A 19,675-nucleotide genomic window follows, 5' to 3' on the forward strand; every position below is an offset into this window, starting at 1 on the left:
AACTCTTTTCTTTATTTAATAAAAATTATTTTTTTAACCAGTTATTAGCAAAAGAACAATCTCTGTATTCACCAATAATTTTGATATAAGTATCTTTTATTTTTGTATCAAACCATTTTGCAATGGCATTGATTTGTTTTTCTTTTAATGCCAATTCTTTAATCTTGGTATAATCCTTAGCATAGTCGGCTACGTGATCATCTATTCTATTGGTAACCGTAATTAACTTGTATGTTTTTTTACCTTTATCATCTGTATTTAAAAGAGGCTGAGACACTTCGTCATCTTTCAGGTTAGAAACCTGGCTGTATAAGGTAGGATCCATTTTGGTCAATTCGAAACGAGTGTCCTGTGTATTAGGATTTACTAAAGTTCCTCCGTTTGCTCTGGTTTCTTTTTCATCTGATTCAGTTCTTGCGGCATCAGCAAAAGAAATTTCTTTGCTTACAATCTTATTTCTGATATTGATGATTCTCTCTTTTGCTTCTTTCAAAGCGTCTTCAGAAACCGTTGGAGAAATTAAAATATGTCTCAATTCTACTTCCTGCCCCTTAATTTTATCGACCATTATAATATGATACCCAAAAGTAGTTTCAAACGGCTCAGAGATTTCTCCCTCCTGCAAACTGAAAGCTACATCTTTAAATTCCTTTACAAAAGGAGTTTTTCTGGTCATTTTATAAAATCCACCGTTTGGTGCAGATCCCGGATCGAGTGAATATAAAACGGCTTTGGTAGCAAAACTTGAACCTTCTAAAACGTCTTTTCTAATTGCATTTAAGCGGTCAATAACTTTCTGTTTGTCTTCTTTTGAAACTTTAGGTTCAATAACAATTTGTGCTACTTCCATCTCAGCTCCAAAAGTTGGCAATTCCTCTTTTGGTATTTTCTTAAAAAAATTACGAACCTCTTCCGGCGTAATCTCTACATCTTTCACAATTTTATCTCTCATTTCTGAGGCTAATTTTTGTTCTTTTAAGATATCTGAAAAGTAAGTTTTGAATTCTTCAACGGAATTTTTCTTATAATAGGCTACTACTTTATTAATATCACCTACTTGCTGAAGCATATAATTCAGACGATCTTCCATCATTGTTCTTACTTCGGCATCACTCACGATAATACTATCCTGAATAGCCTGATGTGCGTATAGTTTGTCTTCCAGAAGTTTACCAAGCATCTGACATCTTGTAATATCTTTTACAGAACCTCCCTGAGCCGTAATTTCCAAAAAACCCTTATCAATATCTGAGTCTAAAACAATATAGTCTCCAACAGTAGCAATAATTCCATCCACTTTTTGTCTTTGTCCTGAATGTACTGCTTCAGCTGGTTTTTCAGCCACAACATCTTTAATTATTTCCTGTGCAGAAATGACAGAGTTGAAAAAAAGTAAAAAACACATTGTTAGCCCAAATCTGTAATCAATTGTTTTTAGCTGTAATTTTTTTAATAACATTATTTTAATTTTAATTTTAATGTAAAGGTCTTGCTTAAAATTTTATTTTTTCAACCAAATAGTAATTCAGCAAATCACCTGAATTTTCAGGAAATACTAAATAATTAAGACCTGGTTTCTTTTGACTTATAACGAACAAAAATAACAATTCAATTACATAATACAACTATCGGCTATACTATTAACAAAAAATTATATGATAGTTCTTAAATCCAACAAATAAAGTGCTGTTTTTGAAGATTAAAACGTTCAAAAGAGACATGAAAAATTAAAAAAATTAAATGCTTATTGTATTTAAGTTCACTATTCTCAAACAAAAGGCAAACTACTTCTTTTACAGGCGAATAAAAAAAAGTTTTCAACACTACAACGTTTTCGTGATATAAATATTTTCTTATAAATAAGATCTAAGCAAAAAACACATACTTTAGATGCGTAATCAATAATTTATTGGCTTTAAAATTACGAATTTTTCTATTTTGCTGGCAATAAACGATAATTACAACTTTACTAACCTTAACCAAATCTTATTATGAAAAAATCAACCACGATTTATTTCATGTTGGCGATCACAGCTATTTTTTGCTCTTGTTCCCCAAATGAAATAAATGAAACAGACGCAAAAGCTGAAAGTCAGCAATTTAAAATCATCAATGTCACTCACGACGGAAAGCCTTTTAGTACGGGAGATTCAAAAGCATCACTGACCGGAAAATACGTTGATAATCCCGGAGGCGGCGTAATGATGCAGGCCTTTTACTGGGATGTTCCTGCAGGTGGAACCTGGTGGAATACGGTAAGCAGCAAAGTAACAGCCTGGGGAAATGCAGGAATTGGGTCTATTTGGCTGCCTCCGGCTTCTAAAGCTCAAAACGGGGCTTTCTCTATGGGATATGATCCTACTGATTATTTCGATTTTGGAGATTACAATCAAAATGGTTCTACAGAAACCCGATTTGGATCAAAAACTGAATTAGTGAGTTTAATTACAAATGCACATGCCCAAAACCTGAAAGTATATGCCGATATTGTAATTAATCACAATAGCGGAGGTCAGTCTGAAGCTAATCCTTTTACCGGAACAAGTACATGGACTAATTTTACAGGAATCGCGTCAGGAAAATTCCCCCGCAATTATAACGACTTTTACAAAAATAGTTATGGTAATAATGATGAAGGTGCTTTCGGAGGCTTTCCAGATTTATGCCACGCCGCCCCAAATGTTCAAAATTGGTTGTGGCTCAGAACCGACGGAGTGGGTAAATATTATAAAAATACCATGAAATTCGATGGCTGGAGATTTGACTATGTAAAAGGATTTGCTCCGTGGGTTGTTAATTCATGGAATGCCAATGTAGGTGGATTTTCTGTTGGAGAATATTGGGATGCAAACGTAAATACACTGGAATGGTGGGCAAACAACGCTAACAGTTCTGTATTTGATTTTGCGTGCTATTATAAAATGAATGACGCTTTTGACGGAAATAATCTTGCGCTTTTAAACGACGACATGATGTGGAAAAGAAATCCATACAAAGCGGTGACTTTTGTCAGCAATCATGATACAGATGAGATTTCAAACAAATTATTAGCCTATTCCTATATATTAACACATGAAGGATATCCGACAATATTCTACAGAGATTACGAGGAATGGCTGGATAAAAACAAATTAAATAACCTGATCTGGATCCACAATAACAAAGCTACCGGAACATCTTCGATTTTGTACTCCGATAATGACGAGTACGTGGCCCGAAGAAACGGCTATAATGGAAATCCAGGATTAGTGGTGTACATTAACAACTCTACTACATGGCAGGAAAGATGGGTGCAAACCAATTGGGCGAATACCCAAATCAAAGATTTTACAGGAAATTCGACCTGGTACCCGACTACACAGGCCGATAAATGGGTAAAAATACAATGTCCTCCAAAAGGATATTCAGTTTGGTCAATTAATCAGTAATTTAAAATGACTATTCTAAAGGCTGTTCTAAAAAAACAGCCTTTTTTTGTGCTCAGAATTTTCTTTTTATAAAAGAAAGTCTTCCAAATTAGGAAGTGAATATTTTTATTACCACTTAATTAATAGTACTTTTGCATCCTATTTATACGAAAATATGAGTTTTTTAAAAGAAATACAACGCAGAAGAACATTTGGAATTATATCGCATCCTGATGCCGGTAAAACAACATTAACCGAAAAATTATTGTTGTTTGGAGGTGCTATTCAGGAAGCCGGTGCCGTAAAAAACAACAAAATAAAAAAGGGAGCAACGAGTGATTTTATGGAAATAGAACGCCAGAGAGGTATCTCGGTTTCAACCTCTGTTCTTGCTTTTAATTATAAAGACAAAAAAATCAATATTCTTGATACTCCGGGACACAAGGATTTTGCTGAAGATACTTTTAGGACTTTAACTGCTGTTGACAGTGTAATTGTTGTGATTGACGTGGCAAAAGGGGTTGAGGAACAAACTGAAAAACTGGTTGCCGTTTGCAGAATGAGAAACATTCCCATGATTGTTTTTATCAATAAATTAGACCGTGAAGGTAAAGACGCTTTTGACTTAATGGATGAAGTGGAACAAAAACTTGGACTGACGGTGACTCCTTTGAGTTTCCCGATCGGAATGGGTTACGACTTTCAGGGAATTTACAATTTATGGGAGCAAAACATTAATCTTTTTAGTGGAGACAGCCGTAAAAACATCGAGGAAACTATTGCTTTTTCAGATGTTCAAAATCCGGAATTAGAAAAAATAATCGGTCAGAAACCTGCTGACAGGCTTCGTGAAGAATTGGAATTAATTGATGAAGTGTATCCTAAATTTGAACGTCAGGATTATTTGGACGGAAAAATTCAGCCTGTATTTTTTGGTTCTGCTTTAAATAACTTCGGAGTTCGTGAGCTTTTGGACTGTTTCGTTGTCATCGCACCTTCACCAAGAGCAAAAGATTCTGAAACACGATTAGTGGATCCTAAGGAAGAAAAAATGACTGGTTTTGTGTTTAAAATCCATGCGAATATGGACCCAAAACACAGAGACCGTTTAGCCTTTATCAAAATTGTTTCGGGAACTTTCGAAAGAAACAAACCGTATTACCACGTTCGCCAGAAGAAAAATTTAAAATTCTCAAGTCCGAATGCTTTCTTCGCAGAGAAAAAAGAAATTGTAGACATTTCCTATCCTGGTGATATTGTAGGTTTACACGATACCGGAAATTTCAAAATCGGAGATACTTTAACGGAAGGGGAAATCATGAGTTTCAAAGGAATTCCGAGTTTCTCTCCGGAACACTTCAGATACATCAACAATGCAGATCCAATGAAAGCCAAGCAATTGGACAAAGGGGTAGATCAGTTAATGGATGAAGGTGTGGCACAGTTATTTACGCTGGAAATGAACAATCGTAAAGTAATCGGAACTGTTGGAGCGCTTCAGTATGAGGTAATTCAATATCGTTTAGAGCACGAATATGGTGCAAAATGTACGTACGAAAACTTTCCGGTTCATAAGGCATGCTGGGTAAAACCAGATGATGCAAAAAATGATGAATTCAAAGAATTCAAACGTATCAAACAAAAATTCTTAGCGCATGATAAATATAATCAGCTGGTATTTTTAGCCGATTCTGATTTTACCATTCAAATGACGCAAAATAAATATCCGAGCGTAAAATTATTTTTTACCTCTGAATTTGATTAATTCCTTCTCTGGAAGAAAAATACAAAAAGGCTGTTTAAAAGATTTTAAACAGCCTTTTTTCTATAATAAATTTAAAACTTCGCTCGTTACTTACCTGTATAATTAATTCCTAATCCGCCGGCCATATAAATTTTAGTAAGTTCTTCTGCTGCAATACTTATATTTTGCTGTAGTATAGCGCCTTTAACTGCTCTTTTGGTGAAAGGAATTTCCTTTGAAAGATAATAATCGTTTCCTGTAATAGTAACGATAAATGTTTTGCTGTTTTCTAAAACCGGAACCATTATAGAAAAATCCCCTGTTTCAGGGTTTATTTTTACGCGATTTCCCGAATCGTTTATGGTAAGTTCCAGATTCGGATAGGCTGCACTATTCAATGGTTTATTCGTTTTGGTTTCCAGTAATCTGCCTTTTATGGTAATTAAAATCTCTTTTTCGGCAGCATGACTATAAGCTACCTTCCCTAACTTATAGCTAACGGGTCTTACAGAGCTTATCTCCGTTTTAACCGGTGTTTTTTCTTGTGCAGCAAGAGTTGATGTTATCAAAACAGATGCTGCCACGGCTGCATATTTAAAATTATTGATTCTGGAAGTTTCAGTATACTGAAACTCTTCCTGTAATTGTGTTACTTTTAGTCGGGCGCAAATATTTTGATCTTTCGTCTCCGCAATGAATTTAGCAACTTCTGAATTTGTTTTTCTACTCAGATCGATTACATTTTTCGCACAGGAACTACAAAATGAACCACCTGAATTTGGAATCATTGCATCAAAATTTTCAGAACAGGGGCTTTCTATTTCTAAGGTGAATTTCTTTTTCATAGTATACTTTATTTAAGTTAAAATCCTTCGGAAAGGTTCTTACTTATATAGAGTAAATTTTTCTCAAAAAGGTTGGGAAGAAAATAAAAATATTTACGATTCAATTTAACAACTTGATTTTTAGGCATAAAAAAAGCGCTAATCTACATAATTAGCGCTTTTTTTTAATGTGAATTAATCAACCTTTACTAAGTCATTATATTCTAAAACTAAATCTTTCGATTAGGAAATGCAAAATTAGAACAATACGAACGGCGAAAGAAATTTAGTCGACGAAAGTATATAAAATCAGGCAAACTGCACTTTAATCTACATTTCAGTTTTTTGCATAAAAAAAGCCCCGTCTCCGGGGCTTTTAAAATTTATGCTTGTCCTGTCGGACCAAAATTAAGTGGTATTGGCGCTTGTTCAGTGTCTTTGATCTCGCCATGGGCTACTTCAAAACGATGAATGTTTTCACCTATTGCCTTAAATAATCTTTTAGCATGTTGTGGTGTCAGGACAATTCTTGACTTTACCTTGGCTTTAGGAATACCCGGCATAATGCTCACAAAATCTAAAACAAACTCTGATGAGGAGTGATTGATAATTGCAAGATTGGAATAAATTCCTTCTGCAATAGTTTCATCTAACTCAATATTAATCTGCTCTTGTTGTTGTTTCGGATTACTCATAGTTTCCTAATTAATAAATGTATTCTTCTTTATTAGCCATCATTTCGTTGTAATCGTCTTTAGATCCTACGATAGTGTTATCGTATTCTCTCATACCAGTTCCCGCAGGAATTCTGTGTCCAACAATTACATTTTCTTTTAATCCTTCTAAATCATCTACTTTACCAGCTACAGCAGCCTCGTTAAGTACTTTTGTTGTTTCCTGGAAGGAAGCAGCAGAGATGAATGATTTAGTTTGTAGCGAAGCTCTTGTAATACCTTGCAGAACTGGTGTTGCTGTTGCAGTAATTACGTCTCTGGCTACAACCAGATTTTTATCATTTCGTTTCAGCAATGAGTTTTCATCACGTAAATCACGAGGTGTAATAATCTGACCTGGTTTCAATACAGCAGAATCTCCGGCATCTTCAACTACTTTCATACCATACAATTTATCGTTTTGAACGATAAAGTCTTTAGTGTGAATTAATTGATCTTCCAGGAATAATGTATCTCCCGGATCCTGAACTCTTACTTTACGCATCATTTGACGAATAACTACCTCAAAGTGCTTGTCATTAATTTTTACCCCTTGTAAACGGTATACCTCCTGAATTTCATTTACCAAATACTGTTGAACAGCAGCTGGTCCCTGAATTCTTAAGATGTCGTCCGGTGTAATTGCACCGTCAGACAATGGTACTCCTGCTCTTACGAAGTCATTTTCCTGTACTAAGATCTGGCTTGAAAGTTTAACTAAATACTTTTTAATCTCACCAAATTTAGATTCGATAACAATTTCACGGTTACCTCTTTTGATTTTTCCAAAAGAAACAACACCGTCAATTTCAGAAACAACCGCCGGGTTTGAAGGGTTACGAGCCTCAAGCAACTCAGTAATTCTTGGTAAACCTCCTGTAATATCCCCTGCTTTAGAAGAACGACGTGGAATTTTCACCAATACTTTACCTGCTTTAATTTTCTCACCGTTCTCAACCATAAGGTGGGCTCCTACTGGTAAGTTATACGAACGAATCAATTCACCTTCTTTACCGTAAACCAATAAAGTTGGAATTAATTTTTTATTTCTGGCCTCAGAAATTACTTTTTCCTGGAATCCTGTCTGCTCATCGATTTCCACCATGAACGATTGTCCCTGCTCTAAATCCTCGTAAGCAATCTTACCAGTAAATTCAGAAACAATTACACCATTATATGGATCCCACTTACAGATCACAGATCCTTTAGTAACTACTTCACCATCCTTAACGAAAATACTGGATCCGTAAGGAATGTTATGTGTATTTAAAACGATTCCGGTTTTCTCATCAACTAATTTTAATTCAGTTGAACGTGATACTACGATATCAGTCGCATTACCTTCACTATCCTCACCTTTAACCGTTTTTAAATCTTCAATCTCAAGTCTACCGTTGAATCTTGTAACAATACTAGATTCTTCAGAAATACCTCCAGCAACCCCTCCAACGTGGAACGTACGAAGTGTTAACTGTGTACCTGGCTCTCCAATAGACTGAGCTGCAATAACTCCTACTGCTTCACCTCTTTGTGTCATTTTTCCGGTAGCTAAATTTCTACCGTAACATTTAGCACAGATACCTTTTAAAGCTTCACAAGTTAATGGAGATCTAACCTCTACTCTTTCAATCGGAGAAGCTTCAATAGCTCTCATGATTGCTTCGGTAATTTGTTGACCTGACTGAGCCATTACTTCATTCGTAAGAGGATTTATAACATCCTGCAATGCAACACGTCCTAAAATTCTTTCTCCTAAAGATTCAACAATTTCCTCATTTTTCTTCAAAGCAGATACTTCGACACCTCTTAAAGTTCCACAATCTTCAATGTTAACAATAACATCTTGTGAAACGTCATGAAGTCTTCTTGTCAAGTACCCGGCATCGGCAGTTTTAAGGGCCGTATCCGCAAGTCCTTTACGAGCACCGTGAGTAGAAATGAAGTACTCAAGGATCGAAAGTCCTTCCTTAAAGTTAGAAAGAATCGGGTTTTCAATAATCTCACCACCACCAGCAGTAGATTTTTTAGGCTTAGCCATCAAACCACGCATACCAGTTAACTGACGAATCTGTTCCTTAGAACCCCGCGCCCCAGAGTCAAGCATCATATATACAGAGTTGAAACCTTGCTGGTCTTCTCTAATATTTTTCATTGCTAATTCTGTCAACTGAGCATTTGCTGAAGTCCATACGTCAATAACCTGGTTGTAACGTTCGTTATTGGTAATAAGACCCATGTTATAATTCACAGAAATACCTTCAACTTGCTCTCTGGCATCTGCAATTAATTTTGTTTTTTGTTCCGGAATTCTAATATCCCCAAGAGAGAATGATAAACCTCCTCTAAAGGCAAATTTATACCCCATGTCTTTCATATTGTCCAGGAAAGCTGCCGTTGTAGGTACATCAGTCACACTTAAAATGTGTCCGATAATATCTCTAAGGTTTTTCTTAGTCAATACATCATTGATATATCCTGCTTTTTCAGGTACTACTTCGTTAAATAATACACGTCCTGCAGTTGTCTGGATAATTTTGTATACTAATTCTCCGGCGTCATTAAAATCTTTTGCTCTGATTCTTACACGAGCATTCAATTCTAATCTTCCTTCGTTTAATGCAATGTTTACTTCTTCAGCAGAATAGAAAGTTAAGTCCTGACCTAAAATTACATGTTCTGGAGTCGAGATACGTTCTTTGGTCATATAATACAGACCCAAGACCATATCCTGAGAAGGTACAGTAATTGGAGCACCATTTGCAGGATTCAGGATGTTATGAGAAGCCAACATTAACAATTGTGCCTCTAAAATAGCTTCTGGTCCTAATGGCAAGTGAACTGCCATCTGATCCCCATCAAAATCGGCGTTGAAAGCCGTACATACTAATGGGTGCAATTGGATTGCTTTTCCTTCAATTAATTTTGGTTGAAAAGCTTGAATACCAAGTCTGTGTAACGTAGGAGCACGGTTAAGTAATACCGGGTGACCTTTAATTACATTTTCAAGGATATCCCAAACTACAGGCTCTTTTTTGTCTATAATTTTCTTAGCAGATTTTACTGTTTTAACAATACCTCTTTCAATCAATTTACGGATAACGAAAGGTTTGTATAATTCAGATGCCATATCTTTTGGCAATCCACATTCGAATAATTTTAATTCAGGACCAACAACAATTACCGAACGGGCAGAATAATCCACACGTTTTCCAAGTAAGTTTTGACGGAAACGTCCTTGCTTACCTTTTAAGGAATCAGATAATGATTTTAATGGTCTGTTAGATTCTGTTTTAACAGCAGAAGCTTTACGAGTGTTATCAAATAATGAATCTACAGATTCCTGTAACATACGTTTTTCGTTTCTTAAGATAACTTCAGGAGCCTTAATCTCCATTAATCTTTTCAAACGGTTGTTACGGATGATTACACGACGGTATAAGTCATTTAAATCTGAAGTTGCAAAACGACCTCCATCAAGAGGCACAAGCGGACGTAATTCCGGCGGGATAACAGGAACCACTTTCATAATCATCCATTCCGGACGATTTTCGCGGTTTAAGTTAGACTCACGGAAAGACTCAACAACCTGTAATCTTTTTAAAGCTTCAGTTTTACGTTGTTTAGAAGTTTCGTTATTAGCGCTGTGTCTAAGTTGGTAAGATAACTCATCTAAGTCAATACGTGCTAATAAATCCATAATACATTCTGCTCCCATTTTGGCAACAAATTTATTTGGATCAAAATCATCTAAATATTGGTTTTCCTGTGGAAGCGTATCTAAAATATTCAAATATTCTTCTTCAGTTAAGAAATCTAATCTTTGCAATGATTCTCCATCTGCATTTTTAGCGATACCAGCCTGAATTACTACATATCTTTCGTAGTAAATGATCATATCTAATTTCTTAGACGGAAGACCAAGGATATAACCAATTTTGTTTGGAAGAGAACGGAAATACCAGATATGAGCAATTGGCACAACAAGGTTGATGTGTCCTACTCTGTCTCTACGTACTTTTTTCTCTGTAACTTCAACACCACAACGGTCACAGATGATCCCTTTGTAACGAATTCTTTTATATTTACCACAAGCACATTCAAAATCCTTAACAGGTCCGAAGATTCTTTCGCAGAAAAGTCCGTCTCTTTCAGGTTTGTGTGTTCTGTAGTTGATTGTTTCCGGCTTTAAAACCTCTCCTCTTGACTCTTTCAAGATAGATTCAGGTGAAGCTAATCCAATAGAGATTTTGTTAAATCTTTTTACCGGATTCTTATCTTTATTATTATTTCTATTATTCATCATAGTTTTTACTATTGATTTATTTGCAATTAAAAATTGATTTTTTTTGAAGCTATATGCATTAGGCTTTAAACTTTACGCATGTGCTTAAGGCTTACGGCATTCAAAACACTACCTCGGATTACTTCTCTAAACTTCAGACTGATTCTGAAGTGCTAATTATAAAACTTTCGTTTACATAAAAAATCGGAACGGGTGACGGGTATAAATCCTAAAAACTTTAATTCTTGTAAACAGCTTTAGTCTCAGCTTTCAGAATGAACTGAATACTGAGACTGTAACTGAAAACTTTTTTTATTCTTCTAAACGAATATCTAGTCCAAGACCTTTCAATTCGTGCATCAATACATTAAATGATTCCGGTAAACCTGGTTCCGGCATAGACTCTCCCTTAACGATAGCTTCGTAAGTTTTAGCTCTACCAATAACGTCATCCGATTTAACAGTCAGGATTTCTCTAAGAGTACTTGATGCTCCATAAGCCTCAAGTGCCCAAACCTCCATCTCTCCAAAACGCTGACCTCCAAATTGCGCTTTACCTCCAAGAGGCTGTTGCGTAATTAATGAGTATGGTCCGATAGAACGTGCGTGCATCTTATCATCAACCATGTGTCCTAACTTAAGCATGTAAATTACACCCACAGTTGCTGCCTGATGGAAACGCTCTCCGGTACCACCATCGTAAAGGTATGTATGTCCGAAACGTGGTACTCCAGCCTCATCAGTTAATTCATTAATCTGATCTAAAGAAGCACCATCAAAAATTGGAGTAGCAAATTTTCTACCTAAATTTTGTCCGGCCCATCCAAGAACAGTTTCATAAATCTGACCAATGTTCATACGTGAAGGTACCCCAAGTGGGTTCAATACGATATCTACCGGTGTTCCGTCTTCAAGGAAAGGCATATCCTCATGACGAACGATTCTTGCAACAATACCTTTGTTACCGTGACGTCCTGCCATTTTATCCCCTACTTTCAGTTTACGTTTTTTAGCGATATAAATTTTCGCTAATTTCAGGATTCCTGATGGTAATTCATCTCCAACTGTAATCGTGAATTTCTCTCTTCTTAAAGATCCCTGTAAGTCATTCAGCTTAATTTTATAGTTATGAATTAAATCATTCACCATTTTATTTGTAGCGTCATCAGCAACCCATTGACCTTTGCTTAAGTGAGCAAAATCCTCAACTGCGTAAAGCATTTTCTGAGTATATTTTTTACCTTTTGGCAAAACTTCTTCACCCAGATCATTCATTACACCCTGAGATGTTTTTCCGTTAACGATCAGGAATAATTTCTCCACCAATCTGTCTTTCAATTCAACAAATTTAGTTTCGAATTCCATTTCTAAAGCGCCTAAAGCATCTTTATCCTGAGTACGTTTACGTTTATCTTTTACGGCTCTTGCAAATAATTTTTTGTCAAGAACTACACCGTGTAAAGACGGAGACGCTTTTAATGAAGCATCTTTTACATCACCAGCTTTATCCCCGAAGATTGCACGAAGCAATTTCTCTTCAGGAGTTGGATCTGATTCTCCTTTTGGTGTAATTTTTCCGATCAAAATGTCGCCAGGTTTAACCTCTGCTCCAATTCTGATCATACCGTTTTCATCTAAATCTTTAGTAGCTTCTTCAGAAACGTTAGGAATATCGTTTGTTAACTCTTCATTTCCTAACTTCGTATCTCTAACCTCTAATGAATAATCATCAACATGGATAGAAGTAAAAATATCATCACGAACTACTTTTTCAGAAATTACAATCGCATCCTCAAAGTTATACCCTTTCCATGGCATGAACGCAACTTTTAGGTTTCTACCTAAAGCCAATTCACCATTTTGAGTAGCATATCCTTCTGATAATACCTGACCAAGACTAACTCTGTCCCCTTTTCTTACGATTGGTTTCAGGTTGATACTTGTTCCCTGATTGGTTTTTCTAAATTTAATTAAGTTGTAAGTTTTCTCATCAGCATCAAAACTAACCATTCTTTCATCTTCAGTACGGTCGTATTTAATGGTAATGATATTAGCATCTACATATTCTACAGTTCCATCTCCTTCAGCATTAATCAACACTCTCGAATCTGAAGCTACCTGACGCTCTAAACCTGTACCAACAATTGGTGCTTCCGGACGGATCAAAGGAACCGCCTGACGCATCATGTTAGAACCCATCAAGGCTCTATTCGCATCATCATGTTCCAGGAAAGGAATTAATGAAGCCGAAATCGAAGCAATCTGGTTAGGAGCAACGTCTGTATAATGTACTGCTGATGGCTCAACAACCGGGAAGTCACCTTCCTCACGGGCAATAACATTGCTCGCTGTAATTTTACCTGAAGCATCCATTTCAATGTTTGCCTGAGCAATCATTTTACCTTCTTCTTCTTCAGCACTTAAATATATAGGAGTACTTTCTAAATCAACTACACCATTTGTAACTTTACGGTAAGGAGTTTCGATGAAACCCATTCCGTTAACTTTTGCATAAACACCAAGAGATGAAATCAAACCAATGTTTGGTCCCTCAGGAGTTTCAATCGGACATAAACGACCATAGTGTGTATAGTGAACGTCACGAACCTCGAAACCAGCTCTCTCTCTCGAAAGTCCACCAGGTCCAAGTGCAGATAATCTTCTTTTGTGTGTAATCTCAGCTAATGGATTCGTTTGATCCATAAATTGAGACAACTGGTTCGTACCAAAGAAAGAGTTGATAACCGATGATAATGTTTTAGCATTAATCAAATCGATTGGTGTAAACACCTCGTTATCTCTAACGTTCATTCTCTCACGAATAGTTCTTGCCATACGTGCCAAACCAACACCGAATTGTTGAGACAATTGTTCTCCAACTGTTCTAACACGACGGTTTGATAAGTGATCAATATCATCAATCTCTGCTTTAGAGTTGATCAATTCGATCAAATATTTTACAATGGTAATGATATCTTCTTTGGTAAGCACTTGCTTTTCCATCGGGATATCTAAACCAAGTTTTTTGTTCATTCTGTAACGACCAACTTCACCTAAGTTATAACGTTGATCAGAGAAGAACAATTTATCTATAATACCACGAGCAGTTTCCTCATCAGGCGGTTCAGCGTTACGCAACTGACGGTAAATATGCTCTACAGCTTCTTTTTCAGAGTTTGTTGGATCTTTTTGTAACGTATTGTGGATAATAGCATAATCTGCCTGATTATTATCCTCTTTATGTAACAAAATAGATTTAACGTTAGAATCGATGATTTCTTCAACATTATCTTTGTCGATAATAGTATCACGATCAAGGATGATTTCGTTACGTTCGATAGAAACTACCTCACCGGTATCTTCATCCACGAAATCCTCGTGCCAGGTGTTCAATACACGTGCAGCAAGTCTTCTTCCAATATATTTTTTAATACCTGTTTTAGAAACTTTAATTTCTTCAGCAAGGTCGAAAATTTCAAGGATATCCTTGTCTCTTTCGAATCCGATTGCACGGAATAAAGTTGTTACCGGTAATTTTTTCTTTCTGTCGATATAAGCATACATTACGCTGTTGATATCGGTAGAAAATTCTATCCAGGATCCTTTAAAAGGAATTACTCTGGCAGAATAAAGTTTTGTTCCATTTGCATGGAATGACTGACCAAAGAAAACCCCAGGAGAACGGTGTAGTTGAGATACTACTACACGCTCAGCACCATTGATAACAAAGGTACCGCTTGGAGTCATATAAGGTATTGTTCCAAGGTAAACATCTTGTACAATAGTTTCAAAATCTTCGTGTTCTGGATCAGTACAATATAGTTTTAACCTGGCTTTTAAAGGCACACTATACGTAAGACCTCTCTCTATACATTCTTGAATTGTATAACGTGGTGGATCAACAAAATAATCTAGGAATTCCAATACAAAGTTATTTCTTGTATCTGTAATTGGAAAGTTTTCCATGAAGGTGTTGTACAACCCTTCGTTGCCTCTTTCGTCAGATTTAGTTTCTAATTGAAAAAAATCTTTAAAAGATTTAACCTGAACATCTAAGAAATCCGGATAGTCAGGAATATTTTTTGTAGAGGCAAAATTCAATCTTTCAGTCTGATTTGTTATCATCAATGGACAAAATTTTGATTAAAAAAAAGTAATTTTTTGTGTAAAAACACATTGTTTAATTCTACTTTTTTTTTGTAATCAATACATCTTTAAAATGAACAAAGAGTAGCAAGTTCAATTTTTTTCTTCGTATTGATCAAAAAAAACTTTTTCGTATCTTAAACTATTTGATAATAAAATTGGATATATTTTATTATACGAAAAATGGTTTAGGCCATTGAGCGTTCACTCAAGACCTAAACCTAGTTCTTAAAACCGAGTTGAATTATTTTAATTCAACTACAGCTCCAGCTTCTTCTAATGATTTTTTAAGACCTTCAGCCTCTTCTTTAGAAACACCTTCTTTAACGTTACTTGGAGCACCGTCAACTACATCTTTAGCTTCTTTCAAACCTAAACCTGTAAGTTCTTTAACTAATTTTACAACAGCTAATTTAGAAGCTCCAGCTTCTTTTAATACTACTGTAAATTCAGTTTGTGCTTCTTCAGCAGCACCTTCTCCACCACCAGCAGCAACTACTACAGCTGCAGCAGCAGGCTCGATACCATACTCATCTTTTAATATTGTTGCTAATTCGTTAACTTCTTTAACTGTTAGGTTAACTAATTGTTCTGCGAATTGTTTCAAATCTGCCATTTTTTCTATCGTTTAAAATGATTTGTAAAATTATAATTTATTTGTGTGTGCGAATTTAGTAACACAAAAGACAACCTGTCTTTTATATTATGCTTCCTCAGTTGCTGCTTCTGATTCTTCTCCAGCAAATTTGTTTTGAAGAGCAGAAATAATTCTTTGAGCAGGAGATTGTAATAATCCAATAAGTTCTCCAAGAAGTTCTTCTTTAGATTTAATAGTTGCTAGTGCATCTAATTGATCATCTCCAATATAAATTTCAGAGTTAATATAAGCTCCCTTTAATACAGGTTTAGCTGATTTTTTTCTGAAATCTTTAATTATTTTTCCAGGTGCATTTGCAACATCTGAAATAAATATAGCACTGTTACCAGTCAATACTGAAGGTAAATCACCATAGTCATTAGCAGAAGCTTCCATTGCTTTTGCAAGCAAAGTGTTTTTTACAACCTCTAATTTAATACCTGCTTTAAAGCAAGCTCTTCTTAAGCTTGAAGTTGTTTCTGCATTTAATCCAGAAATATCAGATACATAAATAATATTTGTACCAGCTAACTGTGCAGTTAAATCTTCAATCGCGATTGATTTTTCTTCTCTAGTCATACTAAAAATTATTAACTACCAATTATACTGCTTTTGGGTCCAATGCAATTGCAGGACTCATAGTGCTTGTAAGGTGAATACCTTTAATGTAGGTACCTTTAGCAGCAGTTGGTTTAAGTTTGATTAATGTTTGAATAATTTCGTGTGCATTGTCATAAATTTGCTCAGCTCCAAAAGAAACTTTACCAATTCCTGCATGTACGATACCAGTTTTATCAACTTTAAAGTCAATTTTACCAGCTTTAACCTCTGCAACAGCTTTTGCAACATCCATAGTTACAGTACCTGTTTTAGGGTTTGGCATTAAACCTCTAGGTCCTAAAATACGACCTAATGGACCTAATTTACCCATAACAGCCGGCATAGTGATGATCACATCAACATCTGTCCAACCGTCTTTAATTTTTTGTAAATAATCGTCAAGACCTACATAGTCTGCTCCGGCTTCTTTAGCTTCCGCTTCTTTATCCGGAGTAACCAATGCTAATACTTTAACATCTTTACCAGTTCCGTGAGGTAATGTAACTACACCTCTAACCATTTGATTCGCTTTTCTTGGATCTACACCCAAACGAACTGCGATATCAACAGACTCATCAAATTTTGCAGAAGCTATAACTTTAATCAATGCAGCTGCATCTTTCAAAGAGTATAGTTTGTTCTTTTCAATTTTTGAAGCAGCCTCTTTTTGCTTTTTTGTTAATTTTGCCATTTCTTTCTCTTAATTAAAAAGGAGCATCTCCTGATACAGTTATACCCATAGATCTAGCAGTTCCGGCGATCATACTCATTGCAGATTCGATTGTGAATGCATTTAAATCTACCATTTTATCTTCAGCAATTGCTTTGATAACGTCCCAAGTAACACTAGCTACTTTTTTACGATTTGGTTCACCTGATCCAGACTTTAGCTTTGCAGCTTCCAATAATTGGACAGCAGCTGGAGGAGTCTTAACAACAAAATCAAATGATTTGTCTTTATACACAGTAATTTGTACTGGGCATATTTTGCCAGGTTTATCTTGTGTTCTAGCATTGAACTGCTTACAGAACTCCATGATATTAACCCCAGCAGCTCCTAAAGCAGGTCCAACCGGTGGCGACGGATTCGCAGCACCTCCCTTAACTTGTAGTTTAACTACCTTACTAATTTCTTTAGCCATTTTTTAAAAAAATTTAACACCATAATCATTGGAAGCGACTATAGTGGTTATTATAGATGTAACAAAAATTATACTTTTTCAACTTGCATAAAACTCAATTCCAATGGTGTTTTTCTTCCGAAAATTTTCACCATTACTTCAAGTTTACGCTTTTCTTCATTGATTTTTTCAACCGTACCATTAAACCCGTTAAAAGGACCATCGATCACTTTAACAGTTTCACCCAGGTTAAATGGAATAGCACGAGTATCTGTATTTACAGCTAACTCATCTACTTTTCCTAACATACGATTTACTTCAGAAAGTCTCAACGGAACAGGTTCTCCTCCTTTGATCTCTCCTAAAAAACCAATTACACTAGTAATTGACTTAATAATATGAGGTATCTCACCAACCAAGTTGGCTTCGATCATAACATACCCAGGGAAGTAAACTTTATCCTTAGACATTTTCTTTCCCTCTTTTACAGTAACTACTTTTTCTGTAGGCACTAAAACTTGGGAAACATAATCACCCATACCTAGTCTGGCAATTTCAGTTTCGATATAAGCTTTGACTTTATTTTCCTGTCCGCTTACAGCTCTAACCACATACCATTTTTTCACATTATTATCTGCCATCACAAAAAAATTATCCTTTTAACCAGTTAAAAAATCCAGCCAAAGCTTTTGCAAAAAATTCGTCTACTCCCCATGTTGCCAAGGCGAATAAAACCGAAAATACAGCCACAACAATTGTCAATTTTTGAACCTCAGCCCAAGCAGGCCAAGTAACATTTGACTTCAACTCTTCGAAAGCCTCTGATAAATAATTAGTAACTTTTGTCATTTGATATATTTTATATTGCACGGGCGGAGGGATTCGAACCCCCATCAACGGTTTTGGAGACCGCTATTCTACCCTTGAACTACGCCCGTAATTAAAAGCCAGTGATTTCAATTATGAAAATCAACTGGCTTTCTTATAATTTTTATAGGATTATCCTACGATTTCAGTCACCTGACCTGCACCTACAGTTCTACCACCTTCACGGATAGCGAAACGTAAACCTACGCTCATTGCGATTGGGCTTAATAAAGATACATTGATAGTCAAGTTGTCTCCTGGCATTACCATCTCTACTCCTTCTGGTAAAGTAATAACTCCTGTTACGTCAGTTGTACGTACGTAGAACTGTGGACGGTAGTTATTATGGAATGGAGTGTGACGTCCACCTTCTTCTTTTTTCAAGATATAAACCTCTGCTTTGAAAGTAGCGTGTGGTTTTACTGATCCTGGCTTAATGATAACCATTCCTCTTTTGATAGATTCTTTATCAACACCTCTTAACAATAAACCTACGTTATCTCCAGCTTCACCTCTATCAAGGATTTTACGGAACATCTCAACTCCTGTAATAGTAGAAGTTAATTTATCAGCTCCCATACCAATGATTTCAACAGCATCACCTGTATTAGCAATACCAGTTTCGATACGACCTGTAGCAACAGTTCCACGACCAGTAATTGTAAATACATCCTCAACTGGCATCAAGAATGGTTTTGCAGTATCACGGATTGGCTCTTCGATCCAAGCATCAACAGCTTCCATTAATTCAATAATTTTAGGAACCCAAGCAGGATCATTGTTCAATCCTCCTAAAGCAGAACCTTGAACAACAGGACCATTATCTCCATCATATTCGTAGAAAGATAATAAATCTCTGATTTCCATTTCAACAAGCTCTAATAACTCAGCGTCATCAACCATGTCAACTTTGTTCATGAAAACTACCATTCTAGGAATACCAACCTGGCGACCTAAAAGGATGTGCTCACGAGTTTGTGGCATTGGACCATCTGTAGCAGCAACTACTAAGATAGCTCCGTCCATTTGAGCAGCACCAGTAACCATGTTCTTTACGTAATCCGCGTGACCTGGACAGTCAACGTGAGCGTAGTGACGGTTAGCTGTTTCATACTCTACGTGTGATGTATTAATAGTAATACCTCTTTCTTTCTCCTCTGGAGCGTTATCGATTTGATCAAACGATTTTGCTTGACAGTAACCTGCGTCAGACAATACTTTTGTAATTGCTGCAGTTAATGTAGTTTTTCCGTGATCCACGTGTCCAATTGTACCTATGTTTAAGTGCGGTTTGGAACGATTAAAATTCTCCTTTGCCATTTTACTTAATTTTT

General features: G+C 36.0%; 14 protein-coding genes and 1 tRNA gene. 2 read left to right on the forward strand and 13 right to left on the reverse strand.

Going from position 1 to position 19,675, the window contains the following annotated elements; all coding sequences use genetic code 11:
- Positions 1-25 precede the first annotated feature (25 nt).
- Positions 26-1,459 carry a peptidylprolyl isomerase gene (locus D0817_RS20780; protein ID WP_127340282.1) on the reverse strand — a complete coding sequence of 478 codons (1,434 nt, stop codon included), beginning with the start codon at positions 1,457-1,459 and terminating at the stop codon, positions 26-28.
- Between the two features lie 532 nt (positions 1,460-1,991).
- Between D0817_RS20780 and D0817_RS20785 the strand changes: the two genes are divergently transcribed.
- Both D0817_RS20785 and D0817_RS20790 read left to right on the forward strand, forming a co-directional pair.
- A complete protein-coding gene (locus D0817_RS20785) occupies positions 1,992-3,428 on the forward strand; it encodes an alpha-amylase (protein ID WP_127340283.1) in 1,437 nt (478 codons plus the stop codon).
- Between the two features lie 154 nt (positions 3,429-3,582).
- Complete coding sequence (locus D0817_RS20790; protein ID WP_127340284.1) at positions 3,583-5,172, forward strand: peptide chain release factor 3; 1,590 nt, start codon at positions 3,583-3,585, stop codon at positions 5,170-5,172.
- 86 nt (positions 5,173-5,258) lie between these two features.
- On the opposite strand, the gene D0817_RS20795 is transcribed toward D0817_RS20790, so the two are convergent.
- The 12 genes from D0817_RS20795 to tuf form a co-directional block, all read right to left on the reverse strand.
- On the reverse strand, positions 5,259-5,996 hold the full coding sequence (locus D0817_RS20795; protein WP_127340285.1) for a hypothetical protein: 738 nt from the start codon (positions 5,994-5,996) through the stop codon (positions 5,259-5,261).
- 362 nt (positions 5,997-6,358) lie between these two features.
- Positions 6,359-6,670: a DUF3467 domain-containing protein gene (locus tag D0817_RS20800; RefSeq protein ID WP_127340286.1), complete on the reverse strand. Its 312-nt coding sequence runs from the start codon at positions 6,668-6,670 to the stop codon at positions 6,359-6,361.
- A gap of 10 nt (positions 6,671-6,680) precedes the next feature.
- Positions 6,681-10,991: a DNA-directed RNA polymerase subunit beta' gene (rpoC, locus tag D0817_RS20805; RefSeq protein WP_127340287.1), complete on the reverse strand. Its 4,311-nt coding sequence runs from the start codon at positions 10,989-10,991 to the stop codon at positions 6,681-6,683.
- A 291-nt stretch (positions 10,992-11,282) separates the two neighbouring features.
- Positions 11,283-15,095 carry a DNA-directed RNA polymerase subunit beta gene (gene rpoB / locus D0817_RS20810; protein WP_127340345.1) on the reverse strand — a complete coding sequence of 1,271 codons (3,813 nt, stop codon included), beginning with the start codon at positions 15,093-15,095 and terminating at the stop codon, positions 11,283-11,285.
- A gap of 265 nt (positions 15,096-15,360) precedes the next feature.
- Positions 15,361-15,732 (reverse strand): 50S ribosomal protein L7/L12, encoded by a 372-nt coding sequence (gene rplL, locus D0817_RS20815; RefSeq protein WP_007807437.1) that lies wholly within the window; start codon positions 15,730-15,732, stop codon positions 15,361-15,363.
- Between the two features lie 87 nt (positions 15,733-15,819).
- Positions 15,820-16,332 (reverse strand): 50S ribosomal protein L10, encoded by a 513-nt coding sequence (rplJ, locus tag D0817_RS20820; protein WP_127340288.1) that lies wholly within the window; start codon positions 16,330-16,332, stop codon positions 15,820-15,822.
- Between the two features lie 22 nt (positions 16,333-16,354).
- Positions 16,355-17,044 (reverse strand): 50S ribosomal protein L1, encoded by a 690-nt coding sequence (gene rplA / locus D0817_RS20825; protein ID WP_007807440.1) that lies wholly within the window; start codon positions 17,042-17,044, stop codon positions 16,355-16,357.
- A gap of 13 nt (positions 17,045-17,057) precedes the next feature.
- Complete coding sequence (gene rplK / locus D0817_RS20830) at positions 17,058-17,495, reverse strand: 50S ribosomal protein L11 (RefSeq protein WP_007807442.1); 438 nt, start codon at positions 17,493-17,495, stop codon at positions 17,058-17,060.
- 68 nt (positions 17,496-17,563) lie between these two features.
- Positions 17,564-18,115 (reverse strand): transcription termination/antitermination protein NusG, encoded by a 552-nt coding sequence (gene nusG, locus D0817_RS20835; protein ID WP_029273444.1) that lies wholly within the window; start codon positions 18,113-18,115, stop codon positions 17,564-17,566.
- A 10-nt stretch (positions 18,116-18,125) separates the two neighbouring features.
- Complete coding sequence (gene secE / locus D0817_RS20840; RefSeq protein ID WP_041517377.1) at positions 18,126-18,323, reverse strand: preprotein translocase subunit SecE; 198 nt, start codon at positions 18,321-18,323, stop codon at positions 18,126-18,128.
- 18 nt (positions 18,324-18,341) lie between these two features.
- A tRNA-Trp gene (locus D0817_RS20845) sits at positions 18,342-18,412 on the reverse strand.
- Between the two features lie 61 nt (positions 18,413-18,473).
- Complete coding sequence (gene tuf, locus D0817_RS20850) at positions 18,474-19,661, reverse strand: elongation factor Tu (protein ID WP_127340289.1); 1,188 nt, start codon at positions 19,659-19,661, stop codon at positions 18,474-18,476.
- Positions 19,662-19,675 lie beyond the last annotated feature (14 nt).

Source organism: Flavobacterium cupreum (assembly GCF_003996965.1).
Lineage (GTDB): Bacteria > Bacteroidota > Bacteroidia > Flavobacteriales > Flavobacteriaceae > Flavobacterium > Flavobacterium cupreum.